Origin of the sequence: Streptosporangium sp. NPDC049046 (assembly GCF_040649155.1) — a bacterium.
In the GTDB taxonomy this organism is placed as follows: Bacteria; Actinomycetota; Actinomycetes; order Streptosporangiales; family Streptosporangiaceae; genus Streptosporangium.
The window spans coordinates 1-23168 of sequence record NZ_JBEZEZ010000060.1; the positions used below are offsets into that span (position 1 = coordinate 1).

The window sequence follows — 23168 nt, forward strand, 5'->3', positions numbered from 1 at the left end:
TCGCGTGTACGTCAGCCGGTAGACGTTCCTCGGCCATGGGACGCCAACGGTCACAGACGGTCTTGATCCGGAGGAGTCGAGATGTTGGGCTTGCCCGGGACGTGGCAGACGGGAAGAGCCGGCTTCCACCTCAACCACCTATGGCCTTCGTGGTGCAACGTCGATCATCCCGGAGCCGAGTGCCCCCGCCGGAGGCATTTGGTCGAAAGGTAGAAGGCTCTGGACTCGCGAGAGCGATTGATGTCAGCGTGAGGTACGCGCAGAGCTTCGATCAGGAATGATCTCTATATGGTCGATGAGAGAGGACTGTCGGCTGAGGATTGTGCGTCGATGGTCCATGCAGGTGAGGTGCTGCATGCGAAGGGGTGGCGCAAGGTCTTCACCGTGTCCGAGATGGCTGAGAAGTGGGCATGGCTCGTCGCCGAGATCGAGAGTGGATACGACGACATGGTGGATGAGTACACCAACGATCTTTATTGCCGGGACTGGCTGGCTGAGGCGTGGCCGATGTTGACGCACCCGGTACGGGCGATCTGGCACTCGGAGATCCACCCGCTCGACGAGCGTTTTCGCGCGGCGACCGTTGACGACGGAGGCAAGGCGATCTCTCGATATCACCGGACTGTCCTCAAGGAGGGTTGGTGGTGGCGGAGGAAACCACGAAACTTGACCGGCTCCTTGGGGACCTACTTCGTTGATGCGCTGGATGATGAATGACTCAGGGAGCCGGGAACGGCGTGGCTGGGAAACCCCGAGCGCGAGCGGAGTAGATCGGCTGGCGATGATGTGGCTAGCTTTGTGCGGTGGCGTGTCGCCGGGGCGGCGAGTGGATTGGGTACGGCGGGTGCGTGGGTCGGTGACGGCTCGGGCCGCCGCCGTTCGGGACCGGCGCCCACGCCGCACGCCCGGACGGCGGGCGGCGGAGGGCCGGGTACGGCGGCGCGGCGCGCCGCCGCTTGAGGATCTGGAAGCAGGCCCGGTCGTACGCCTTCACGCCTGACCAGGTCGCCTCACCGCTCGCATGCAGACCGTACGACCTGCGGCACGCGGCGGTCTCGCTGTGGCTGAACGCGGGGGCACGTGCCGGAGCGGCCCGATGTCGGCTGAGCGCCGTCACTTCCCCATCTGAGGGAGTGACGGCGGGGCGGCTCCCCGCGCGTACGGCTGCGTGTGGAGAGCACCCGAACAATTTTTGATCTTGTTGCCACGGGCTGCAACAGCCCAGGTGCCACACCCCTGCAACGGCAGGCGCCATGGGGGTGCAACGCCCCCGTGGCCCCGCTCTGATCTGTAATGGGGCACCCCAACCCCTGCGCGAGGGGCCACACCCGCCAGAACCATGTTCGTTCAAGCAACCCCGGAGACGCTCTCAGCCGTCCCACAAGGCCCGCGTATCCCACTCTTCCCCGAAGGACCCCGCCCGTGCGTCTTTCCCTCGCCCTCACAGCCGCCGCAATCCTGCTGATTTCCCTCACCGCATGCGGCGGGCCGACCACCGACCTCGACGCCGCTGGCGTCATCAAGGCGATCGCCGGGCAGGGGTTGCCGGTTACGCTCACCGTGACGTACACGGCGGAGACCGACCCGAACAAGCAGTTGGGGCGGCCGAACGGCTACACGTCCAAGGCGTCGTTCACCGACAGCCGCATCAACGCGGCGGACGTGGCTAGCAAGGAGAAGGGGGATGTGGGGCTGGGCGGTAGCGTCGAGGTGTTCGACGAGGCAGACCAGGCGCAGCAGCGGGCCGACTACATTCAGGAGATCGGGAAGAAGCTGCCCCTGCTCAGTGAGTACGACTATGTGGCGGGGCCGGTGTTGTTGCGGGTATCGAAGGAGTTGACGCCGGATCAGGCTGAAGCGTTCGAAGCTGCTCTTGGTGAGGTCGTGCAGTAGCAGTATCTGGTTGACACCTCTGCCCTGCCCGTCGGACGGGGGCGTTGTCTTTCAGCCCGGGGACGATCAGCCTGGCCCGTGAGCATGAGCGGTATGGATTCTGAACTGAGCGCCGCGATCAGAGCCCTCGACCGGGACACCGCTTGGGCTCGACTGGTGGGCTCGACTGGAGCTCGCCACGGGCGGAAGCGAGAAGGCTGAGGTGACCACCATGGACTTAGGGGGTGAACAGAGCCAGAAATGATGAAGGAGCTTTGTCGCTTCAAAAGGTAAGACAAACCCTATTGATTACGCAATGCAACGTTCATCGCACAAAGCGAATAAAAAATGTCCATATCCGGACATTTAGGCAACCTGGCACCATTGGCGGCCGTCTCACTAGCGTCCTACACCTACCCTTTGTGAGGGATTGTGCTCAGACGCCTACTTTCCGTTGCCCTGTTCGGCTCCGCGCTTTTCGCTCCGACCGTCGTCGCTCTACCTTCGTCCGCAGCAACCGCCGGGTCATGGACCGTGTATCAACCCCACGGCACGATCAACTTTGACGGCGGCGACGCCATCACCTACTTCAGTAACCCGGCCGCCCCAAGCAACGGGCAGATTACTCGCACACTCCTGCTGCTCCAGCCCTACTACAACGGCAGGGTCGCCGAGACGGTCGATATCTGCTACCAGGAGCCGGGTGCCACCACTGACTACAAGTGCACAGGCGCATTCGACCTCAACAGTAGCCTGGGAATGTGGATCTACACCTTCAGTGGTCTGGACCCCAGAGGCACGATCACCGTCAAGCACACCCTGCATGGAGGCGCCTATCCCACGAGCAGTGGACCTCAAGACCGCGTCACGGTGGATTACGAGTACTAGTCCTGAACTCAACAATGCCCCGCTCGCCCTTCACCACGAAGGGCGAGCGGGGCTTCTTCGTCTTAGGTCAGGTGGGAACGAGGAGGAAGCGGGGCAATCATGTAGAGCGAGCGCTGAGCCGGAGTGTTGATCAAATGTAGTTTCTTACACTACGAAGGCCCAGCAGGTATCCGGCGACAGGGGTGGCGGCGGGGGCCGCCTTCATGAAGAAGACGACCCCCGTGGTGGTGAGGTGTGCGGCGACTCTGGAGGTCAGCTCAATCTCCGCCGATCGGACGCCGGCGACCGGGCCGACCTGCTCCTCGATGGCCGCTCGGACGGGTTCGGGCAGGTCAGGACACTGCCTTCTTCGAACTGTCATGGCACTCCTAGTACATTTGCCGCCCTGGTAGTGGCGAGCTGCTTCCGGCCCAGGATTCGTTGGCCTTGTCGCCGCTAATTGCCGACATTCTCTGTCCTCCAATACGCGGGTCGGGGCGTCTCTATTGCGTTATGTAACTACTGTCTCTGGAGTCACCGTCATGCCGCTTGGGTGCAAAAGAGTCAATCTCGCCCTTATCGGCCTATTGGTTGTACCTGGTTGCGCTTTCGAAGGAACCGTCACGGTCACTGCAACGCAGACGGTGACATCACTGGCGGTACCCTCTTCGTCACCCGGAAATATAATTGCTACTGGCCCGCCACCTGCCGATGGCGGAAGCTACCTCAACGCTACGGATCTTGTTCTCACCCTTGAGAAGGCAAGCTCCAGGAAGTTGTGCGACAGAGTTACCTACGATCACCTGATCATCAACGGGCGAGACGTGGGCATGCAAGCCTATGGCGTTTGCCGAACTGGGCTCGCACGAGTAACGGTTCACGTTTTTCCGGAACCAGTCAATCCGGCACTGTGGAGTTTCGCATTGCAGCCGAACATGCGCGGCAACTACGTGATCGTTTTCGGGCGGAACTGGTTCATCAATGCGTCCGCGAACCCTAAAGTGGGAGAATTCGCTCTGAGTGTTTTGGGGGGAGATGTTCGCACATGGCAGTAGCCGATGCCTGCGCTCTACAGGATCGGATGCGAGAAGGTTCAGCACACATGGCCGTACGAGGAGATCGGCGACAACATCGCCAAAGTGCTCGGCCGAACCGGAGTCACGGATGAACAACTTGCATGCTCCCAGCCGCCTTGAATACGTAGATAGAGGCCGTCCATGAAAACAGTTCTCATCATCCTCGTGACCGCGACCATCACTGCTGCTGCGACTATCGGCATCTTCATCATTGTTGGCTTCTCTGCCGGTAAGCCGCCCGCTGACCTTGTCGATGCCTGCCGCTCCTTCATCACGGCTCACGACGAAGCTGCCACCCGCGCCAAGAAGCAGAACGACGCTACCCTCCAAACCGAGCTCGCTCACCCGATTCGGGTATCTGATGTCTGGGAAGCTCGCAATCAGGCACCGCTTGAGGCCGCAGCTCTCAAGGTTCAGAACTTCAACGGCGTCGGCGACGATCAGAAGTGGGCAGGCATTGCCTGGCAGCTCGTCCAGGCCGTCACCGTCATGGATCCCACCAGCCTGGACGGCGCTGTGCAGAAGGAGAGCGCGCTGTCCGCCGCGCACGCCGGATGCGTTGGCCGGTGACATGTAGGAGCCCCCGCCTACGAAGTCAGCGGCTCCGCGCCGGACCTACTCCTCGTCCGGCCGTCCCTCTCCGGAGCCTCGACATGGTTCCGAACCCCGCACCGGCAGGCGAACAACACCGCCGCCTTCACCGGCTTGGGAACTATGGCGACCGAGTACAGGCCGCCCCCGCCAACCCGGATCTCCTCAAAGAGACCGAAAGGCCTGGTCTGGACACAGGAACGAGTCACTGTGTGGACCGCCGAGTACGAGCGGGCGCTGGAGCTGGCCTGTAAGGAGGCAGGGGACAAGAAGGTCGTCAACGTGTTGCAGGTGTGGGCGTCGGTCAAGCGGCCGAGTCCGGTCATGGTGTGGTCCCTGCTCAACTCGGCGTGTTCCTTGACCGTGCCGTGCTGCAACGGCTACACGCCCTGTTTCACCTCGTCGGGTGCCGGGCGCTGCGCCGCGGTGAGGCGTGCGGGATCCGCTGGGTCGACATCGACATCGACCTTGACGCCGGTCTCCTGACCGTCCAGACGCAGCTCGTCCAGGTCGGCTGGAAGGTCGAGGAGGCCGACCCCAAGACGGACTCCGAGGCGCCGATCGCGTTGGACAAGCTCACCGTGCCCGACAGAACAAGAAACGGTTGGCGTGGGGCGAGGCATGGCAGGAGACGGGTCGGGTGTTCACCCGCGAGTACGGTTCGGAGTTGCATCCCGCGTGGGTGAGTGAGCAGTTCGGGTGACTGGCTTTCGAGGCGGGCTTGCCGTCGATCAGGCTGCATGACCTGCGGCACGGCGCGGCCACCATGGGCCTGTCGGCTGGCGTGGAGGTGAAGACCATTCAGGTGATGCTGCGGTACTCGTCGATCATGATCACGTCAGACACCTAAACGTCGATCATGCCGGAGGTGTTCCGAGAGGCGGCCGAGGCTATCGCCGCACTGGTCCCCCGGAAGGTCGCCGTGGGGGAGTCGTCCGAAACCGTCGGTCTCCCTTTGGTCTCCCGTGGGAGGTCTGCTGCACCTATGGATTCCCAGAGAAAGAGAAACCCCCACGTCGGTGGGGGTTCTGCGAGTAGGGCGCCTGGGACTCGAACCCAGAACCTACGGATTAAAAGATCGATCTTGCGCTGTTCCAGACAGTTCAATGCAGGTCAGCGGGCCTGCGCGGTCCATCCTGAACGGCTTTGAACGCCCCTGTATTGCAACCCGAAGTGCAACCCTGGTACCCGCCGGCCCCCAGTGGTGAGAACCACCCCCAGCGCTTGGGAACCTCGACTGTGTAGCCGTCCGGAAGCTCGGCCTTCTGGAGCTCGTCGGTAAGCTCTGAGCCTTGATCGCCGACCTCGCCCCAATAAGAGTGAAAGCGCTTCTTGTCCCTCGTAGTGATCTCGATTCTCCGCTCGGCCTCGATGAGCTTGGCGGTTAAGACCTCGCCCGAACGGATCTGGTTGAGCACGGTGGACATGTCTGTCCGCTGAGAATCGTCACGATTAAGAAAGAGCAGGCCGCCGATGAGCAACAAGCTTGCGATGGCGGAGCACACGAGGAACATCGTGAGCCACGAGGCTTTTTTCTGATGCTGGCGAGGGGGCGCGGACTGCTTCTCGATCATGCCTACAGCATGCCAGTCCAGGCGTTGAGCTTGGAGGTTTTGGCTTCATTTCTATAAACGGACACGGCCAACGTGAGAGCAATCCCAATCGCCGTAGGACATCACCAGTTTGGAAGATTGCGGCGCGCGTCTCTGTGGCCTGCTACTGCCCAGGTAGGAGACGGTTTCGCCTTATCCGTGAATCCCGGTGAGTCCCCCTTGTTGACCCTCCTGACGGGCACGCAACGGGCACGCCGGGCACGGCCCCCAGCTCTGCCGCTCGGTGGACCGGGGGAAACCTCGGACCGTCGATCACCCCCAGCCCTGTATGAAGATCAGCCACCGCCAGGCGATCGTGAGGCCGGTATAGTCCACGATCTCGCATCACCGGTCGGAGGGCTTCAGCTTTGCCTTCCCAGCCGGGACGTCATACCCAGCTTCGCTGAAAGGATCTCGGCATGTCTCTCGAAGTGATCGCCCGCTACCGCGACATGCTCAACCGTTGGGTGTTGGACCCACAAACCCTGTGCTGGACTGTCACTCTTCCACTGTCGGAGACGCTGACTTCCCATGAGGTCATTATGCGTATGGGTATGCATCCTTCTGACTTGCGCATGTCCACTGATGACGACGACCCGCTGGAGGAAGGACGCTTTCGCATCGAGCAGGCGGCCTCGGGAGTCATCACTTACGACCTGCATGGCTATGCGAAGTTTTCCGGCCCGATCCGCGACGCGCTCACTCAGAAGACTCGCCACTGGTGTGTCCAATGGGACTCCCACAACCTTGGGCTTAGCTACTCCTTGAGTGGTGGAAGCGGTGGGGCTTGGGATATCGAATATTTCGAAGCACATTCACCGGATGAGGTGACTGTGGCTCTCGGGCCACTGGCGAAGTACGACTCCCTCTTCCGCCAATACGAACTCGATGATGATGAGTACGGAGCTGGCTATATCAAGGCGTTGTGCCTGGCGGTCGTCGAGCTGGAGAGCGGGATCAGCCTGGATCGTGAATGGCTGTACCGCCCCCATCCCGTACTGGATCTTCCTACACGCTTCTTGTAAGGGGGAGTCGGTTACTTCTCCGATGAGGGTCCCGGCCGACCTCACCTCAGATTCGGACCGTTGACCAAGCCTGATAATGGAGGGTCTACCTGAGCGGACGCACATTCTGACTCGCCTGGTCATTCTGGAGCCTGGTCCCCTATCCGGGGCATAAACATCTTGGCTCGCGTAGAGCATCGACTTCGTCGACATCGCCAGCATCTATGGCTGGCCTGGGCGGCGGCGTGTCGCTGGGGTCGGCGCGTTCGTTGGACACGGCGGGTGCGCGGGTCGGTGGACGGCCCGGGGCGCCGCTGGCCGGGACCGGCGCCCACGCCGCACGCCCGGTCGGCGGGCGGCAGAGGGCCGGGTACGGCGGCGCGGCGCGCCGCCGCTTGATTGACCGTGGTCAAGGATCGCCGGAACGGTACGCGCTGGTCGGTGGCGCTCGCGCTGGGACTTCGGCAATCGGAGTCGTTGGGCCTGCGGTGGAAGTACGTGGACCTGGACAAGGGCGTGATCCGGGTGTTCTGGCAGATCAAGCGACTTCGCTACCGGCACGGCTGTGAGGACCCGCACGCCTGCGACCGCTACCCCTGCCGAAGGACTGCCCCAAGGCTAAGCGCACCTCTGGACGTCGGCACGTCTGCCTCACCGCGTGCCGCAAGAACTGCGCCAAACACGGGGGCGCGTGTCCGAAGTTCTGCGCCGCCGACTGCGCCAAGCACGCTCTTGCCTGCCCGGATCGTGCCGGGGGCTGGACGTTCACCAAGCCGAAGGGCAAGGGCAAACGGTCCATCGCTCTGCCTCCTCCTCTGATCGTTCTCCTCAAGCTCCACAGGGAGGCTCAGAGGCTCGAACGGGAAGCGGCGGGGGACAGGTGGCAAGACTGGGATCTCGTGTGGTGCACGCCGGACGGAAACCCGATCGATGCCGGGGAGGACTGGGAAGATTGGAAGGAACTCCTGCGACTCGCCGAGATCGACAAGGACGCCCGCGTTCACGACGCGCGCCACACCGCCGCGACGCTCCTGCTTGAACAAGGGGTGGACATCCGAGTGATTCAGGCGGTTCTCGGCCACTCCCAGCTCACCACGACCAAGCGGTACACCCACATCACGGAGACACTGGCGATCGAGGCAGCGGGCCGGATGGGACGGGCGCTTTGAGATGGCTGACCGCAACCTGACGGCGACCATTGCAACCCTGGGCAGACTTCCCGAGTAGGAAATGGGAGGTCTGCCCAGGTCATTGGGGTAGGGCGCCTGGGACTCGAACCCAGAACCTACGGATTAAAAGTGGACGGCTCTTATTGGCATTCACAATGCTCTGACCTGGCGTTTCGGATGCTGTCTCCCCCTTGCCTGGGGGAGGAAATCCGTGCATGGTCCGGATCTTGATGGCGCTTCCGAAGAGGGGGCTGGGAGACTGTGCGACATGAGCAAGATCGAACGGCCGCTCGTACGTGAGTTGTTCCCCGATCTCGTCGCGGATCTCATCGCGTGTCTGAGAGAAGAAGGGGAGGAAGATCTTGCCGTCTCCACCTGGGTCATTCGGTTCTACGGGGAGTGCGGATGCGGTGATGACTTCTGCCAGAGCTTCTATACGGCCGAGCGGCCGGACGGAGCGTACGGTCCCGGGCACAGATGCGTGCCACTGCTTCCGCCGAGAGGTGATCTGATCCTTGACGTCGTTGAGGGACGGATCATGTACGTGGAGGTCCTGCACTACCCGAAGCTGCCACGTCCGGTGAGTTGAAGCTGTCAGCTTGGGAAGTGCATCGAGTACGGCAGGTGGGGCGGCTGAGCTGGGCGTGAGACCGGTCGTGAGTGACCGTGGTTGCCCCCTCGTCACCCTGGTTAATGGCCCGCTAATGGCCCGAAAAGCGAAGCTCTTTCAGTTGTCGGCGGAGCGCGTCACGCTCGGCGATCAGCTTCTCTACGTCATCCAGGGTGAAGAGCGTTTTGGAAGGGCCGTTTACGGTCCAGCCGTGTTGGCCGGGTTCCCAGAAGATCTCAACCTCGGTGCCTTCGTGGGGGTCTCCGCCCGCTGTGGCGTCTTGGGCAGTCGTGACACTGACCTCCTCCACACGGAGGTACCAATCCCCGGCATTGACGTCGATCACGACTGGGGTTTCGTCGGGTAAGCCGGTGAGGTAGTCGAGGAGTCGGCGGACGGTGAGCATAGGTGCAGAGTGGCATGGATTGCGCACCTGCGCACGCCCCGCCCGCCGGATCTTCCCGTCTGCCTCGTCCCACCCCGGAGGGGCAACAGCTCGGGGACGGAGGAGCAAGGCCGTCTTCGCGTGTACGTCAGCCGGTAGACGTTCCTCGGTCATTGGATGCCAACGGTCACAGACGGTCTTGATCCGGAGGGGTCGAGATGTTGGGCTTGCCTGGGACGTGGCAGGCGGGAAGATCAGGCCCCACCGCAGCCAACTACGGCTCTGCGATCGGCAGTCTCGATCATCCCGGAGCGGAGTCCCCCGCCGGAGGCATAGGTTGTACGGTCACGTGCATGGACCCCCAGTACGCCGCTGACGCTCGCCATATCTGGAAGACCTACGTACCGCGCCGAGGGCAGGCGGACACCGTCCAAGGTGAGTTACTGCGGGCAGTGGAGAAACTCCGGGATGAGGCCCAGCGCAACGGCAACGTCAACTGGGGTGAGCACTTTGAGCAGCTCCTGGCCTACCTATGCGAGAAGCTCACCGCGTCGGGGTTGTTCGATGCGGAGACCTTGAAAGAGCTGTCTGCGGATCTGGATCGCCTCGCTGACTTCGAGCGTCCACTTACTGACGATGAGCCCTTCGATCGCATCACTTACCGCGTCGTCGACTGGTACCGCGCTCATCCTGAGCCGGTACCGCATGAGCACGTCTGAAGTTGACCGGCGGCGGTGCGGCCCCGGTGCGGCGGGTTGGTTGGGTGCGGCGCGCGGGCGGTGCGGCGGGCGGCCCGATTTCCGCCGCCGTTCGGGACCGGCGCCCACGCCGCACGCCCGGACGGCGGGCGGGGGGAGGGCCGTGCGGCGGCGCGCCGCGGCGCCGCCTTGACCTACCGGCGTAAGCGGGCGGTCTTCCATCACGTTCTGGAGTACGCCGTGGAGCTGGGGGAGCTTTCGGCAAATCCGATCCACAAGGTCAAGTTCCGCAAGGTCAAAACCGGTGGCGAGATCGATCGTCGGTCGGTGGTCAATCCTGAGCAGGCCCGTCAGCTGTTGATCGCGGTGACCTATGCGGGCCGTACTCGTGGCCAGATGATGGCGGCCATGTTCGCCTGCATGTACTTCGCCGGTCTTCGCCCGGCTGAGGCGGCCGGTCTGCGCAAGGTGAACTGCGAGCTTCCGGAGACCGGATGGGGCACGCTCACTCTGGAGAAGACCCGGCCGGAGAGCAACAAGCGTTACACCGACTCGGGGGAGTCCAACGACGAACGCGGGCTCAAGCACCGCGACGAGAAAGCCACACGGACAGTGCCGATCCCCTCGGAGCTGGTGGCCATCCTGCGTGAGCACATCGAGCGGTACGGCGTCGCCGAGGATGGCCGGCTGTTTCGGACCCGTACCGGCCAGAGCTTCCCCGGCTCCACGGTCTCGATGGTCTGGAAGCAGGCCCGGTCGTACGCCTTCACGCCTGACCAGGTCGCCTCGCCGCTCGCACGCAGACCGTACGACCTGCGGCACGCGGCGGTCTCACTGTGGCTGAACGCGGGGGTCCACGCGCCGGAGGTGGCGGAGCGGGCGGGGCACGGGGTGGATGTGCTGCTCAAGGTCTACGCCAAGTGCATCGACGGCCAACACGAGGTGGCCAACAAACGGATCTTGGAAGTGCTCACGACGTGACATTCTCAACAGCAGGACACGAAGGACTCCGGGTAGCCCTCGGGGTCCTTCGTCGTGTCGGCTCCCATGGTCCCGGAATCGTTCCGCGAGCTTCCGGGACTCTTGGGCTGACCTGGGGAAACAGCGGCGGTCCCATTCCGCGTATATTCCGGGACTCCTGGCGGACGGCTGCATTCGACTGCATCCGGCTGCATGGGCAGAGAAAGATCGCTAGGGACGTAGGCCCAGGTCAGAGCCTACGTTCCTGCTCGCGAGTGGTAGGGCGCCTGGGACTCGAACCCAGAACCTACGGATTAAAAGTCCGCAGCTCTAACCATTGAGCTAACGCCCCGCAGGTGACAGCGTACCGAGGATAGTGTCCACTAACGTCCGTCGCCAGGCCTATTCATGGTCATCGGTTTGCGGAACACCCGGTGAGGGGCGGGATCGGCTCCTAGAGTGGCAGGCATGACGAGCTCGGGGCTTGAGCCCGCCTTCGCCTCCCAGGTCTCCACGCGCCCAGGGTATGTCGTGGTCGATGTCGAGACCACCGGTTTCTCGCCGTCGAGGGGAGACCGGATCTGCGAGATCGCGCTCGTCTCGCTGGACACCCGGGGCGAGATCGTCGACGAGTGGCACTCGCTGGTCGACCCCCGGCGCGGCACCGGGGCCGTCCACGTCCACGGCATCACCAACGCGATGGTCCAGGGCGCGCCGGTGATCGAGGAGTTGCTGGACGAGATCTGGCGGCGGATCGCCGGCCGGGTCCTGGTGGCGCACAACGCCTCCTTCGACCTGCGCTTCCTGCGGAGCCTTCCCGGCAGTGAGTGGGTGACCGAGACCCTGTGTACGCAGCGGCTGGCGCCCGCCTTCATCCCCGAGGGCAGGTGGACGCTCGCCGCGTGCTGCGAGCGCGCCGGAATCCCGCTCCTCGGGGCCCACGCCGCGCTGGCCGACGCCCGCGCGGGCGCCGAACTGCTCCGCCACTACCTGCGTACGGGCGTCTCCTGGCAGGAGGAGCTCACCAGGGCGGCCCAGGCCCCCGAGTGGCGGCCCTCCGGGCTTCCCCAGCGGCCTCCACGGCGCCGGTGAGCCCGGGAAGCCGTCGAAGTCAGGGAGTCAGGGAGTCAGGGAAGAGGAGTCCGGGAAACCGATGGATCCCGGAGATGGTCAGCGGTAGGCGGGGATGCCGGTCAGGGCCTCGCCGAGCACGAGGGTGTGAATCTCCTGGGTGCCCTCGTACGTCAGTACGCTCTCCAGGTTGTTCATGTGCCGGATCACCGGATACTCCAGTGTGATGCCGTTGCCGCCCAGGATGGAGCGCGCCTGGCGGGCGATGTCCAGGGCGGCGCGGACGTTGGCGAGCTTGCCGAAGCTGACCTGGTGCGGGGTGAGGGTGCCCTCGTCCTTGAGGCGGCCCAGGTGGAGGGCGGTGAGCTGCGACTGCCCCACACCGACGTACATCCAGGCGAGTTTCTCCTGGGTCAGCTGGAAACCGCCGATGGGCCTGCCGAACTGGACGCGGGAGGTGGAGTAGTCGACGGCCGACTCCAGGCAGGCGCGGGCGGCGCCCACCACGCCCCACACGATGCCGAAACGGGCCTCGGACAGGCATGACAGCGGGCCCTTCAGACCGCGCACCCCGGGCAGTACGGCGGAGGCGGGCAGGCGTACGTCGTCGAAGTAGAGCGACGAGGTCACCGAGGCCCGCAGGGACATCTTCCTGTGGATCTCCGGGGCGCTGAACCCCGGGGTGTCCGTGGGCACCACGAAACCGCGGACGCCGTCCTCGGTCCGCGCCCAGACCACGGCGACGTCGGCGACGGAGCCGTTGGTGATCCACATCTTGGAGCCGTTGAGTATCCAGTCGCCCGAGGGGTCCTGCTTGGCGTGGGTGCGCATGCCGGCGGGGTCGGAGCCCTGGTCGGGCTCGGTCAGGCCGAAGCAGCCGATCGCCTCGCCCGCGGCCATCCGGGGGAGCCACTCGTCCTTCTGCTCGTCGGAGCCGTACTTCCAGATCGGGAACATCGCGAGCGAGCCCTGCACGGACACGAACGACCGCAGCCCGGAGTCTCCCGCCTCCAGCTCACGGCAGGCCACGCCGTACGAGACGGCGTCGAGGCCCGCGCAGCCGTACCCCTCCAGATGCATGCCCAGCACGCCGAGCGAGCCGAGGGCCGGGGCGAGCTCGCGTGCGGGGAAGACGGCTTCTTCGAACCAGTCGCCGACGTGGGGGAGGATCCGGTCCGCGACGAACTCTCGCACGGTGTCGCGGATGAGGCGCTGCTCCTCTACGAGCGCGTCGTCGATGCGCAGGAGATCGTCCATGGGATTTCCCTCTCTCTCGGCCCTGCCAGGGTATTACCGGTGCCGGTGGGACGGAGGTCAGGGTCGTGACCGGCCTCGGGAGGGGTGAGAGTCAGGGTCGTGCCAGGGGGAATCCCGATGTGAGGAAAGCTCACTCTCGGGCAGTCTGTGGATATGAACGAAAACGACTTCACCGGCGTCAAGAAGCTTCAGAGGACCAAGGACGGGCGCATCATCGCGGGTGTGGCCTCCGGTCTCGGACGCTACATCGGAGTGGACCCCAACATCATCCGCGCGGCCCTCGCGATCGCCACCTTCTTCGGTGGCCTCGGTATCGCGGTCTACGCGATCGGCTGGGTGCTCCTGCCCGACGAGAGGAAGGACAGGTCGCTCCTGCAGGACATGGTCGAAAAGAACAAGGACAATCCGATCTGGGTGGACGCCAAGACCAAGGCCGAGCAGGGCTGGGCCAAGGCCACCAACCAGCACCGCGCGCCGCACCAGCCGGGTTCGGAGTACTCCACCCACCAGGCCCCCTTCCCGCCCACCGCTCCCCAGGCCCCGTACGGTACGCCCACTCAGGCCCCGTACGGCACGGAGCCGCGGCAGGACGACACCCGTCCCCAGGTGTGAGTCAGGAGGTCGCCTCCGCGCGAACCCTCTCGATGATCTCCTTACGGGAACCTCTCCAGAACACGGCCAGCGCGGCCGCCACGGCGAGCCCGGCCGCGCCGGCCAGCGCGACCACCAGCTCGGGGCCGAGGTGGTCGGCGGCGGCTCCGCCGATCAGGATGCCGACGCCCTGGGAGGCGAGCAGGCCGGACTGGACGAGACCGAAGGCCTGTCCCCGCCGCTCGGAGGGGACACACTGCACGAACGCGGCGTTGGCCGCGAGCTGGTAGGCCCCACCCAGGCCCGAGACGAACCACAACAGCAGCACCACAGGAAGCGGTGGCTGCGCGGCGCACAGGATCAGCGGCGCGCAGGTGAGCATCGCCATCCGGCCCATCGATCGCAACCGGTTCGATGGGCTGACGTAGCGGCTGAAAAGGAACGCGCCGACGACGGTGCCGGTGGGCATGGCGCCCATCAGCAGACCGGTGACCAGCGAGAGCTGCTGGGGATTTCCGGTCAGCTCCGCGGCGTACGGGGCGGCGATCCCCTCGGGCAGCACGTAGAAGCCACAGAGCCAGGCGAAGAGCACCAGCGTACGCAGCCGGGGGTCGCCGAAGACCAGCCTGGCGCCGGCGCGGGTCATCGTCCACATCGAGGGCCGGTTCTCGTCGGCGGGGAGGGGCGCGGGGCGCCGCCGTACCCCGGAGACGATGATGAGCGCGGAGGCGAGGAAGGTCGACGCGTCCAGCGCCAGCGCGCGGTACGGACCCATTCCCATGATCAGGAAGCCGCCGACGGCGAAGCCGAGCATCTGCGCGCCCTGGTTTGTCATGTTCTGCAGGGCAGAGCCCGCCACGTAGCGATCGCCCTTGAGCAGCTCCGGCAGCAGGGCCGCCCGCGCCGCTGAGAACGGCGCGCTGAGCAGCACCACGCAGAAGACCAGCACGCAGAGCGTGGCGAACGAGACGCCGGGCACCGCCATGAGCGCGACGAGTAGGGCCCGGAGCAGGTCGCAGGCGATCATGATGCCCCGGCGGGCGTAGCGGTCGGCGAGTCCCGCGAGGAGCGGCCCGCCGATGATCGGCGGCAGGTAGGTCAGGGCGTAGACCGAGGCCGTCGCGAGGGGCGAGTCCGTCCGTTCGAAGACGAGAATGGACAGTGCCACCCGTGAGAGCTGGTCACCGAGGAGGGAAAGCCCTTGGCCCAGCCAGAGCGCACGGAACTCTCTGATGGCGATGACCTCGCCGTAGGTCGCTTGGCGTTCCGCCGGACGGCGGTGCCGCCCGGGTAGTCGGCCGGACTTTGTCGCCGCCATAGGACTCCGCTGAGCTCGCAGGCACACTGACTGTGGGTGTTCACTGTGTAACCTACGGTGCCTGTTGCGGGGCCGCTGCGCAACCGAAAGCGATTAAGCGCATGCAAACTGTGATGATAAGCCGCGACATTCCGGAAAGAAGGCCTTTGACGTGCAGTGCGGGCTACTTACCAGCCCAGCTCGTGCAACCGGTCATCGTCGATGCCGAAATGGTGGGCGATCTCATGAACGACGGTTATCTGAACCTCTTCGATGACCTGGTCCTCGGTCTCGCAGATCGAGCAGATCGGGTTGCGGTAGATCTCGATCCGGTCGGGTAACACTCCTGCGTACCAGTCGCCCCGCTCGGTGAGCGGAATACCCGTGTAGAGGCCCAGAAGATTCGGTTCAGGGGGGTCGTCCACGACGACGAGCACCACGTTGTCCATGACTTTCGTCAGCTCGGGGGGAATGGTGTCCAGGGCTTCGGCCACTAGCTCCTCAAACTTCTCCCGCGAGATCTCGATCACACCCGTCATTCTGCCCCGTGATCCCGGGTAGAGGTGGAGGCGCATGAAATTCGCTGATTGGACCCAGGGAGCCCGCCGTTTCGTCACCGGTCTCGCCACCGGGCGAATCGCCCGCGGCGTGGCCGTCGCCGCCGTCGCCCTGGCCGGTGCGTGGCTCGGCGTCATGCTGGGCGGTGCCGTACGGGCCAACGTCGGCCCGGTGGAGCTCGGCATGTCGGCGGAGCCCTCGTGGACCGGGGAGACCGTCGTCGACGCACACCCCTTCGGCACACTTCTGTTCGACACCCACGACGCCCCCGTCGGCCTCCGCGTGACCCTGGAGAACATCAACCCCGAGCGGGCCCGCGGATTCCTGGACGACCCGCGCTTCTCCGCCGACCGCCTCCCAGCGCTCCTGGAGGAGGAGCTGAGCGCCGGAGTCAGGACACTGGTCCTGCGCGCTGCGCTCAGCGGCCTGGTGGGCGCCCTGGTGACGTCCCTGATCGTCTTCCGCAGGCCGGGACCGGCCCTGGCGGGCCTGCTGGGCATCACCGTCGCGATCGCCGGTACGGGTGCCGCCGTCGCCCTCACCTTCAGGCCCGACTCGGTGGTGGAGCCCAAGTACACCGGTCTGCTCGCCGGCGCGCCGTCCCTCGTCGGCGACGCCGAGTCGATCGTGACCAGGTTCGAGTCCTACCGGGTCCAGCTCGCCAAGCTCGTCAACAACGTCTCACAGCTCTACGACGCCGTCTCCGCCCTGCCGGTCTACGACGCCGACCCCACCTCGATCCGGGTGCTGCACGTCTCCGACATCCATCTCAGCCCCATCGCCTGGAACCTCATCCGTTCCATCACCGCCCAGTTCAAGATCGACGCGATCATCGACACCGGCGACCTGACCGACCACGGCACGGGCCCCGAGGACAGGTTCACCGAGGAGATCAGCACCTTCGGGGTTCCGTACGTCTTCGTCAGGGGCAACCACGACTCCATGGCCACCCAGCGGGCCGTGGCCAAACAGAAGGGCGCGGTCGTCCTCGACGGCGAGGCCAAGACCGTGGCGGGGCTGCGCATCTACGGCATCGGCGACCCCCGGTTCACCCCGGACAAATCCGTCCCCGTCGACTCGAACCTCGAATCGCTCGACGCCCTCGGCCGCTCGCACGCCGCCGAACTGGCGAAGCTGCCCAAGCAGGTCGATCTTGTCGCCGTCCACGACCCGACGATCGCCAAGGGGCTCTCCGGAGCGGCCCCGATGGTCCTCGCCGGCCACTCCCACGCGCGGTCCACCGAGCTGCTGCCCTCCGGCACCCGCGTCCTGGTCCAGGGATCCACCGGCGGAGCCGGCCTGCGGGCCCTCGAACACGACGAGCCGACCCCCGTCGAGGCCTCCGTTCTGTACTTCGACGCCCACACGAACCGCCTGCGGGCCTGGGACGACATCACCCTGGGCGGGCTGGGCGAGCAGTCGGTTCAGATCCAGCGTCACGTTGAGACCGACCCTGGCCGTACAATTTCTCCTGTGCCGACGACCGCCCCGTCTCCAACGGGGTCCGTCACCGTCACACCGTCGCCGTAGGTCGCAAACCGCTTTGGCAACAGGGCAAAAGTCCCCTATGCTTCAGAGGTCTCCAACGGAAGACGGCAACGGAACGAGACGAGAGTCTTGAGCCCCCATCGTCTAGTGGCCTAGGACACCGCCCTTTCAAGGCGGCGACACGGGTTCGAATCCCGTTGGGGGCACGGCCGAGCCAAGGCTCGCCAGGGAAACGGCAGGTCGAAGACCTCCGGAAAACTGGTAAGCTAAGCGAGGCAAGAACGACCGGGACAAAAGCCCCGGAAGCAAGGTCCTGTAGAGCAGTTTGGAGTGCTCGCCACCCTGTCAAGGTGGAGGTCGCGGGTTCAAGTCCCGTCAGGACCGCTCTGGTAGGTGTTCGATCCACCACCGAGGTCAGGTAGCTCAGTCGGTACGAGCGTCCGCCTGAAAAGCGGAAGGTCGGCGGTTCGACCCCGCCCCTGACCACAGTAACTGAGCAGCACAAACGCCCCGAGCCAATCAAGGCCCGGGGCTTTTTGATGTCTAGTGACAGCAACGGCCTCTTACCTTCGGAGCTGCTCGACCCTTCACGCCTCCTGGCAGGCTGTGAGTATGTGGTTCCTCCCGTGGCCGACGGAAATTGACCGAAAATACGGCACACGCCTGCCTAAAGCTGCTCGGACAGTAAGGGTGGTTGATACGCCGACGCTGATCGAGTTGTTTCTCGAAGCGGCGGCATTGCCAGGAGGGCCGAAGTCGACCGCGGCCGAGTTCATTCAGGCACACCTGGCTCCGAAAGGGGATCACTACCTGATACCGCGCCCTCGTTGGCCACAGGATGGTGACCATTCCCAGCTCTCGGAAGAGATCTGGCCCGCCTACGAGCTGCGGCGCATGAACAACGGCGACCTTGTCCGTGGTCGGGCGTTGCTGTTGAAATCGAGGTTCCTCGCACTTCCACAGACTCTGTCCAGCCGACAGCAGTACAAAATCGCGCGGCTCGCAGGCTCCACGAACCGTGACACTCACCTGTGGCGGCTTGATCACAGACATGATCCGACGTGTGAATTCCCTTCGTGCGTCGAGGAGCGTCACGGGCATTGTGACTGCCCTGACCGCGTCGAGGCGGGGAAGCGTGCGAAGCGGCACCGATCCAAAATCAGAGGTGAGACGTCGGCCCAGGACGCTGTTCGTCACCTGATGGCGTTGGGGTTCATGGAGATCCGAGCGACGAGTCATGTCATACGACGCGAGGTGCGGGCTAGAGAAGAAAGCGGCTCGCTCGACCACCTTGCACGTGTTCAGATGATCGCAGACATCTGCCACAACCTGCCTGGAGACCTCAGACCGGTCAGCAGACGGGAACGTGAAAGAAGGTCCATCGAGAGCCTCAGGTTCCATCTCCGGGAGATCGAACCTGATGACCAGGCCGCGCAGTGGGTTCGCGCTCGGCTGGATGAGCTGGGCTACGACTACGTTCCTCTGCTCCCTGACCGAGCCAAGTGGCAGCGTACGTAGCTGGGCAAGCAATAGAAGCGCCCGGATTAATCATCCGGGCGCTTGGACGTGCGTAGAGGTGCTTCAACCGAGGGCATCACCGAGCTTTCCCAGGGCGTTGTGCTTGTCGTTGAGGGAGACGTGGGCGTAGATGGTCATGGTCACTTCGATGTCGCTGTGACCGACGATGTCGCGGACGACCTGGGGCGGTACGCCGAGGTTGAGCAGCAGGGTCACGCAGGTGTGGCGGAGGTCGTGAAAGCGCATGTCGCCGAGGCCGGAGGCCTTGCGAATCGCTCCCCGGCTTCGCCGGAGGTTGTCCGGCTCCATGGGCGTCTCGCGCCGGGACGGGAAGACCAGGCCGTGTTCCTCCCAGTCGTCCCAGCGGTCGGAGCGTTCGGCGAACTGTCGCCTACGGTGCTCCCGAAGCGCTTCCACGCGGATCGAGGGAAGCGGGACGGTTCGCTCGGAGATCAGGTGACGCAGCCCGGCCTTGCGAGGCTTGCGTAGCGCCGCCCCACTTGGAGACCGTGTCGCGGTGGATCCGCAAAGCGGCGGCGATCTCGATGTTGTCCAGGCCGTTCGCACACGCCAGCACGATCTTCGACCGCATCGCCAGGACCTGCGAGGACTTCGCCCGCCGTGCCCAGCGTGGCCCGCTCATCGGCGGAAAGCGTCACCGGGGTCTTGGGTCGTCCCGCCATCTTGGACTTAGCCCACGAACTTTAGACGCGGCACACTAGCTGTTGTGCGTCGAGTGTTACGCGATGGTGGGGCGACCAAGTGGAGAGGTGCGGGTCCGCCAAAGGGAGACCGCAAGCCACCCGCATCCGGCGGCCATGAGTACGCCGTGCGCGATTCGCCCCGCCTCGCCGACGAAGAACTGTGGGATGAACAGGGCGAAGCCGAGGCCGAAGAGCACTGCGCTGAATCGAGGCAGTACGCCGGAGCGCCAGATCGCGACGGCGGCGGTGAGTGCGCCGGCGCCCAGCAGGATCAGCCCAATGAGGAACGTGGTGGCCGCTGCCGGGTGGTAGCGGATGCTCTCCGCGAGGCCGAGCAGGTCTAACTGCTGTCCGTCGCTCACCTTGATGGCGAGTGTGTTCAGCGCGAAGTTCTCCGCGCCGTAGTAGGGCAGGGTCAGCCCCGCGCCGATCCACATGATGACGGCGGCGATACGGTTGATCGGCAGCAGCGCCAGCGGGACGAGGATGAACCCGATCATCGCAAAGAGGTGGGTCGCCACCCACCATGGCGAGGACAGCGCGTGCAGGGCACCGTCGGCTGTGGACTCATCTGCCCACGGGCGAAGCGCCGGGTAGAGGAAGAACAACACACCGGCCGCGGTCAGAGCGGCGGCAGCGAGTCGGGTGTGGGTGAGGGGCACGGCGATCTCCTAAAGCGGGGGGAGGGTGGCGAGGAACAGCCGGATCAGGCGCTCGTAGGTTTCGTCGAGGTCGTGTGGCAGGCCGAAGCCACCCGCCGCCTCCAGTGACGCGAAGCCGTGGACGATTACTCTGGCGGCCCGGATCGTGTGGATCAATTCGTTCTCGTCGAGCTGCCAGGGGCGCAGCGCAGCTTGCATGATCTCGAGCATGCGGCGCCCGGAGGCGGCGTATTCCTGCTGGTGCAGCGGGTCGATGGGGACGGCCGCGTAGCGGGCGGGGTGTGCGGTCACGTAGGCGCGGTAGGCCCGCATGAGCGAGGTTATGGCGTCGGTGCCGCTGCGGCCGAGCACGGTGGCCGTGAAACTGTCCGTCATCTCCTCCATCACACGTATGCCGACCAGAGTGCGCAGGTCCGCGATGTTGCTCACGTGCTTGTAGAGAGACGGGGCCGCGACGCCGCAGTGCTCGGCGACGGCGGCGAGAGTCAGTGCTGGAAGGCCGTGCTTGTCAACGAGTTCGATGGCGGCGTCGACGACCCGGCTGCGGGTGAGCCCGGCCCTAGGCATGGTCGGTGTCCCCGCTCCCGTAGCTACGTTGCATATCTTAAAAGCTATTTGACATAGCTAGCAGATGTCAATCAGTACGCGCCGCGGCCTAATCGTCAGGCGAACCAGGCTGCGGGCCGCGTGTCCGGTGCCAGAACTGGTACCGAGCGGTTGACCTGGCCTTCTAGCCTCGGCTGTACGTGCTGTTCGTCATGGAGATCTAGACGCGGCGCGTGCACATCCTCCACATCACCGCCCATCCGACCGGCGCGTGGACGGCGCAGCAGGCCCGCAATCTGCTCGTGAAACTGGGCGAACGGGCCGACGGATTCCGGATCCGGGACCGGGGTGGCAAGTTGGGCGGAGGCTTTGACGAGGTGCTCGCCGCGGAGGGCGTGCGGGTCCTGAAGACCCCGCCGCGCTCACCATAGGCGAATGCTCTCGCGGAGCGGTTCGTCGCCACGCTCCGGAGCCGTCCACCGCCTTCTGACCTCGTGTCCGTCGAGAGGAGCAGGGTGATCGCTCCGCCTGAAAGCGGAAGGGCGGCGGTTCGACCCCACCCCTGAACGCAGCAACTGAGCAGCACAAACGCCCCAAGCCAATCATGGCCGGGGCGCTTTTCGTTGTGCTTGACGACAACGGGTTCTGACGTTCCAGGTCGAGGTCGGCTTCGGCTACGTGGGCCCCGACATCTACAAGGCCGCCCCGGCAGCCTGACCACCACACCAAGGGCGTTCGCCGAAGCGGAACAAGCTCAGGCATCCCGCTACAAGATCGTAATGAGACGCGAGTCATCGGAGTGATGTCCAGCCCGGATAATGCTGCGATGGTGTTTCGTGCGTTATATGTACTGATCATCTCGTTTGTGGTTGTGGGGGTTTCCGCGTGCTCGGTCATCCCTGAGCCATTGATTTCCAAGGCGACAGGAAGAGAGTCCTACCGCGAATCGAGCGAGGCGATGATGCCTACGCTCAAGGAGGGTGCCGTGGTAACCGGTACGGTGACCGACGGGACGTACACCCCCAAGACGGGTGACGTCATTGCCTTTCTGCCCCCGAAGTCGTGGGGCGGAAGTGGCGGCTACATGATCAAACGAATCATCGGCGTTCCAGGGAACACGGTCAGTTGCTGCGACCCGCAGCATCGGATGGTCATTGACGGCAAGCCGGTGGATGAACCATATGTGACCAACGAGCGGGCTTCGCAGATCATCTTCGAACCGATAGTCGTCCCGGAGGGGCGTATCTGGGTCCAAGGCGACAATCGCGATGTCTCTCTTGACTCGCGTAACCACCATCGCGTGGGGGTTGACGGCACCGTCCCTGTGTCCAACGTCCTCGGAGTCATCGACGTCAGCACCGCGAAGTAGAACTCGCTCATGAAGCGTTCGACGATCGCGGTGCTCGTGGCCGCTGCTGTATGGGGCGGTGCCCTGATCGTTCCCGTCGCTTTCTTCGTGCTGAACTATGGGTGCGATGCTGACGATGGCCGGCTCGTCGACTCTCTCGGCATCCTCGATGTTCGCCCGGCAAGCGCCACACCGCAGGAGGGACGCGACAGCTCTTGCGATGAGGACGATCGGATCACAACCATCTGGTAGACCTACCGCCCCTTCGGCCCGCGAGCCGACGTGCTGCCCTTCTAGTAATGGGTTGGCGGCTCTTACGACGTCGAGAGGCCCGTCTGTCGGCTCAGGACGCTGCGTTATCTGCTGGGCCCCTCAAGGTCGTCTGGGTCGGCCGGGTTCGTCCGGCGAGACGATGCTCAGCTTTGGCGGGTGCCGTCGAGGGTCTCGCGGATGATGTCCGCGTGTCCGCCGTGGCGCGCAGTCTCTTCGATCATATGGAACAGGACGTAGCGCACGTTGCAGTCGATGATGTCTTTGCGCGCGCAAGGACTGTCAAGATCCATCGAAGCCGCGATGGCGCGGGACTCCTCAATCTGCTCCTGGTAGTACGCGACCCAGTGCTCCACCGTGTCGTTCTCGTCGACCGTCATGTCGGCGTCGCGAGGATCGGGTTTGACGGCGGGCCAGTTCTCGGGGAGATCGCGTCCGGCCATGATGACTTGGAACCAGCGGCGCTCCCAGGTCGCGGCGTGCTTAATCAGCCCCAGCAGTGACAACGAACTCGCGGTCGGTGCTTTTCGCGCCGCAGCATCGTCGAGCCCTTCGATCGTCAGGAGCAACCCCTCGCGCTGGTAGTCGAGGAAACCTTCCAAGGCCTCGCGCTCCGAGGTATACGCAAATATCGCATCCTTGTTATCGGACATGCGTGGATGCTAACAGCGGCGACGGCTACGGAGGCGCTGCGCGCGGCCGCTACTACGATCAGAATCGCGATCACGATGATTTTCCCGTGCCTACCCCATTCACGGGAATCTGCACAGGCAGACTGAGCGAGATACCTGGGGAGAGGTTTCCACGGGTGACCGGTGCCTGACAATTTCGGACAACTCTTTAGCGTGTTCCCCGAGGTGTCGCTTGTCGCACATAAGGAGGCCAGTCATCTGGTAGAAGGCAATCAATCTATTGGGTCAGTGAGGGCTGATACTAGGCTCTAGTACGGCAGCCGCCATTCGTTAGTTGAGCTGGGCTGATGCGCCGCTGATCGATGCGGCCTTGTGACAGCGATCCCGCACAACGAGAGCAGC

27 protein-coding genes, 4 tRNA genes and 1 pseudogene are annotated in these 23168 nt (G+C 64.5%); 20 read left to right on the forward strand and 12 right to left on the reverse strand.

Annotation, left to right across the window (positions count from 1 at the left end):
- Positions 1-288: 288 nt before the first annotated feature.
- The 3 genes from AB0B96_RS39815 to AB0B96_RS39825 all read left to right on the forward strand — a co-directional run bounded on the left by AB0B96_RS39815 (position 289) and on the right by AB0B96_RS39825 (position 2760).
- Positions 289-717: a hypothetical protein gene (locus AB0B96_RS39815; protein WP_362907365.1), complete on the forward strand. Its 429-nt coding sequence runs from the start codon at positions 289-291 to the stop codon at positions 715-717.
- Positions 718-1422: 705 nt separating this feature from the next.
- Positions 1423-1893 (forward strand): hypothetical protein, encoded by a 471-nt coding sequence (locus AB0B96_RS39820; RefSeq protein WP_362907367.1) that lies wholly within the window; start codon positions 1423-1425, stop codon positions 1891-1893.
- Positions 1894-2406: 513 nt separating this feature from the next.
- The gene (locus AB0B96_RS39825; RefSeq protein WP_362907369.1) at positions 2407-2760 is read left to right on the forward strand and encodes a hypothetical protein; all 354 of its coding nucleotides are present in this window, start codon (positions 2407-2409) and stop codon (positions 2758-2760) included.
- Positions 2761-2890: 130 nt separating this feature from the next.
- On the opposite strand, the gene AB0B96_RS39830 is transcribed toward AB0B96_RS39825, so the two are convergent.
- Positions 2891-3121, reverse strand: a complete 231-nt coding sequence (locus tag AB0B96_RS39830; RefSeq protein ID WP_362907371.1) for a hypothetical protein — start codon at positions 3119-3121, stop codon at positions 2891-2893.
- A gap of 835 nt (positions 3122-3956) precedes the next feature.
- On the opposite strand from AB0B96_RS39830, the gene AB0B96_RS39835 reads away from it, so the two are divergent.
- Together AB0B96_RS39835 and AB0B96_RS39840 are read left to right on the forward strand one after the other, a co-directional pair.
- Positions 3957-4385, forward strand: coding sequence for a hypothetical protein (locus AB0B96_RS39835; RefSeq protein ID WP_362907372.1), 429 nt, complete (start codon positions 3957-3959; stop codon positions 4383-4385).
- Positions 4386-4735: 350 nt separating this feature from the next.
- Positions 4736-5092, forward strand: coding sequence for a hypothetical protein (locus AB0B96_RS39840; RefSeq protein WP_362907374.1), 357 nt, complete (start codon positions 4736-4738; stop codon positions 5090-5092).
- A 417-nt stretch (positions 5093-5509) separates the two neighbouring features.
- On the opposite strand, the gene AB0B96_RS39845 is transcribed toward AB0B96_RS39840, so the two are convergent.
- Positions 5510-5980 carry a hypothetical protein gene (locus AB0B96_RS39845; RefSeq protein WP_362907376.1) on the reverse strand — a complete coding sequence of 157 codons (471 nt, stop codon included), beginning with the start codon at positions 5978-5980 and terminating at the stop codon, positions 5510-5512.
- 437 nt (positions 5981-6417) lie between these two features.
- Between AB0B96_RS39845 and AB0B96_RS39850 the strand changes: the two genes are divergently transcribed.
- The 3 genes from AB0B96_RS39850 to AB0B96_RS39860 all read left to right on the forward strand — a co-directional run bounded on the left by AB0B96_RS39850 (position 6418) and on the right by AB0B96_RS39860 (position 8760).
- Positions 6418-7023 (forward strand): hypothetical protein, encoded by a 606-nt coding sequence (locus tag AB0B96_RS39850; protein WP_362907378.1) that lies wholly within the window; start codon positions 6418-6420, stop codon positions 7021-7023.
- A 575-nt stretch (positions 7024-7598) separates the two neighbouring features.
- A complete protein-coding gene (locus AB0B96_RS39855; protein ID WP_362907423.1) occupies positions 7599-8171 on the forward strand; it encodes a tyrosine-type recombinase/integrase in 573 nt (190 codons plus the stop codon).
- A gap of 268 nt (positions 8172-8439) precedes the next feature.
- Complete coding sequence (locus tag AB0B96_RS39860) at positions 8440-8760, forward strand: hypothetical protein (RefSeq protein WP_362907380.1); 321 nt, start codon at positions 8440-8442, stop codon at positions 8758-8760.
- Between the two features lie 112 nt (positions 8761-8872).
- Here AB0B96_RS39860 and AB0B96_RS39865 read toward each other — a convergent pair whose 3' ends face one another.
- A complete protein-coding gene (locus AB0B96_RS39865; protein WP_362907382.1) occupies positions 8873-9187 on the reverse strand; it encodes a hypothetical protein in 315 nt (104 codons plus the stop codon).
- A 332-nt stretch (positions 9188-9519) separates the two neighbouring features.
- Between AB0B96_RS39865 and AB0B96_RS39870 the strand changes: the two genes are divergently transcribed.
- Both AB0B96_RS39870 and AB0B96_RS39875 read left to right on the forward strand, forming a co-directional pair.
- A complete protein-coding gene (locus tag AB0B96_RS39870; RefSeq protein ID WP_362907384.1) occupies positions 9520-9885 on the forward strand; it encodes a hypothetical protein in 366 nt (121 codons plus the stop codon).
- Between the two features lie 168 nt (positions 9886-10053).
- A complete protein-coding gene (locus AB0B96_RS39875; protein ID WP_362907386.1) occupies positions 10054-10845 on the forward strand; it encodes a tyrosine-type recombinase/integrase in 792 nt (263 codons plus the stop codon).
- 255 nt (positions 10846-11100) lie between these two features.
- On the opposite strand, the gene AB0B96_RS39880 is transcribed toward AB0B96_RS39875, so the two are convergent.
- A tRNA-Lys gene (locus AB0B96_RS39880) sits at positions 11101-11176 on the reverse strand.
- A 116-nt stretch (positions 11177-11292) separates the two neighbouring features.
- Between AB0B96_RS39880 and AB0B96_RS39885 the strand changes: the two genes are divergently transcribed.
- On the forward strand, positions 11293-11916 hold the full coding sequence (locus AB0B96_RS39885) for a 3'-5' exonuclease (protein ID WP_362907388.1): 624 nt from the start codon (positions 11293-11295) through the stop codon (positions 11914-11916).
- Positions 11917-11994: 78 nt separating this feature from the next.
- Here AB0B96_RS39885 and AB0B96_RS39890 read toward each other — a convergent pair whose 3' ends face one another.
- Positions 11995-13152, reverse strand: coding sequence for an acyl-CoA dehydrogenase family protein (locus AB0B96_RS39890; protein WP_362907390.1), 1158 nt, complete (start codon positions 13150-13152; stop codon positions 11995-11997).
- Between the two features lie 153 nt (positions 13153-13305).
- Here AB0B96_RS39890 and AB0B96_RS39895 point away from each other — a divergent pair, with 153 nt between their 5' ends.
- Complete coding sequence (locus tag AB0B96_RS39895) at positions 13306-13764, forward strand: PspC domain-containing protein (RefSeq protein WP_362907392.1); 459 nt, start codon at positions 13306-13308, stop codon at positions 13762-13764.
- Position 13765: 1 nt separating this feature from the next.
- Here the strand turns inward: AB0B96_RS39895 and AB0B96_RS39900 are convergent, their stop codons facing one another.
- Positions 13766-15061, reverse strand: a complete 1296-nt coding sequence (locus AB0B96_RS39900; RefSeq protein WP_362907394.1) for an MFS transporter — start codon at positions 15059-15061, stop codon at positions 13766-13768.
- Positions 15062-15228: 167 nt separating this feature from the next.
- A complete protein-coding gene (locus AB0B96_RS39905) occupies positions 15229-15579 on the reverse strand; it encodes a metallopeptidase family protein (RefSeq protein WP_350941362.1) in 351 nt (116 codons plus the stop codon).
- A 34-nt stretch (positions 15580-15613) separates the two neighbouring features.
- Between AB0B96_RS39905 and AB0B96_RS39910 the strand changes: the two genes are divergently transcribed.
- The 5 genes from AB0B96_RS39910 (at position 15614) to AB0B96_RS39930 (ending at position 18604) form a co-directional block, all read left to right on the forward strand.
- Positions 15614-17128 carry a metallophosphoesterase gene (locus tag AB0B96_RS39910; protein ID WP_362907396.1) on the forward strand — a complete coding sequence of 505 codons (1515 nt, stop codon included), beginning with the start codon at positions 15614-15616 and terminating at the stop codon, positions 17126-17128.
- Positions 17129-17219: 91 nt separating this feature from the next.
- Positions 17220-17292: transfer RNA gene (locus tag AB0B96_RS39915), tRNA-Glu, on the forward strand.
- Between the two features lie 103 nt (positions 17293-17395).
- Positions 17396-17470: transfer RNA gene (locus AB0B96_RS39920), tRNA-Asp, on the forward strand.
- A 28-nt stretch (positions 17471-17498) separates the two neighbouring features.
- Positions 17499-17572 (forward strand) — tRNA-Phe (locus AB0B96_RS39925).
- A gap of 126 nt (positions 17573-17698) precedes the next feature.
- Positions 17699-18604, forward strand: a complete 906-nt coding sequence (locus AB0B96_RS39930; RefSeq protein WP_362907398.1) for a hypothetical protein — start codon at positions 17699-17701, stop codon at positions 18602-18604.
- 63 nt (positions 18605-18667) lie between these two features.
- Here the strand turns inward: AB0B96_RS39930 and AB0B96_RS39935 are convergent, their stop codons facing one another.
- The 4 genes and pseudogenes from AB0B96_RS39935 to AB0B96_RS39950 form a co-directional block, all read right to left on the reverse strand.
- Entirely contained in the window at positions 18668-19171 is a 504-nt protein-coding gene (locus AB0B96_RS39935; protein WP_362907400.1) for a tyrosine-type recombinase/integrase, read from the reverse strand.
- Positions 19140-19287: pseudogene (locus AB0B96_RS39940) on the reverse strand (IS630 family transposase); the annotation flags it as partial. The gene AB0B96_RS39935 and the pseudogene AB0B96_RS39940, both read right to left, overlap by 32 nt.
- Before the next feature lie 56 nt (positions 19288-19343).
- Positions 19344-19970 (reverse strand): hypothetical protein, encoded by a 627-nt coding sequence (locus AB0B96_RS39945; protein WP_362907402.1) that lies wholly within the window; start codon positions 19968-19970, stop codon positions 19344-19346.
- 9 nt (positions 19971-19979) lie between these two features.
- Positions 19980-20537: a TetR/AcrR family transcriptional regulator gene (locus AB0B96_RS39950; RefSeq protein WP_362907404.1), complete on the reverse strand. Its 558-nt coding sequence runs from the start codon at positions 20535-20537 to the stop codon at positions 19980-19982.
- A 212-nt stretch (positions 20538-20749) separates the two neighbouring features.
- On the opposite strand from AB0B96_RS39950, the gene AB0B96_RS39955 reads away from it, so the two are divergent.
- From AB0B96_RS39955 to AB0B96_RS39965, 3 genes are all read left to right on the forward strand, one after another.
- The gene (locus AB0B96_RS39955; protein ID WP_362907407.1) at positions 20750-20947 is read left to right on the forward strand and encodes a hypothetical protein; all 198 of its coding nucleotides are present in this window, start codon (positions 20750-20752) and stop codon (positions 20945-20947) included.
- Positions 20948-21318: 371 nt separating this feature from the next.
- Entirely contained in the window at positions 21319-21885 is a 567-nt protein-coding gene (gene lepB, locus AB0B96_RS39960) for a signal peptidase I (protein WP_362907409.1), read from the forward strand.
- 9 nt (positions 21886-21894) lie between these two features.
- A complete protein-coding gene (locus tag AB0B96_RS39965; protein ID WP_362907411.1) occupies positions 21895-22116 on the forward strand; it encodes a hypothetical protein in 222 nt (73 codons plus the stop codon).
- A 164-nt stretch (positions 22117-22280) separates the two neighbouring features.
- On the opposite strand, the gene AB0B96_RS39970 is transcribed toward AB0B96_RS39965, so the two are convergent.
- Positions 22281-22787 (reverse strand): DinB family protein, encoded by a 507-nt coding sequence (locus AB0B96_RS39970; protein WP_362907413.1) that lies wholly within the window; start codon positions 22785-22787, stop codon positions 22281-22283.
- Positions 22788-23168: the final 381 nt, after the last annotated feature.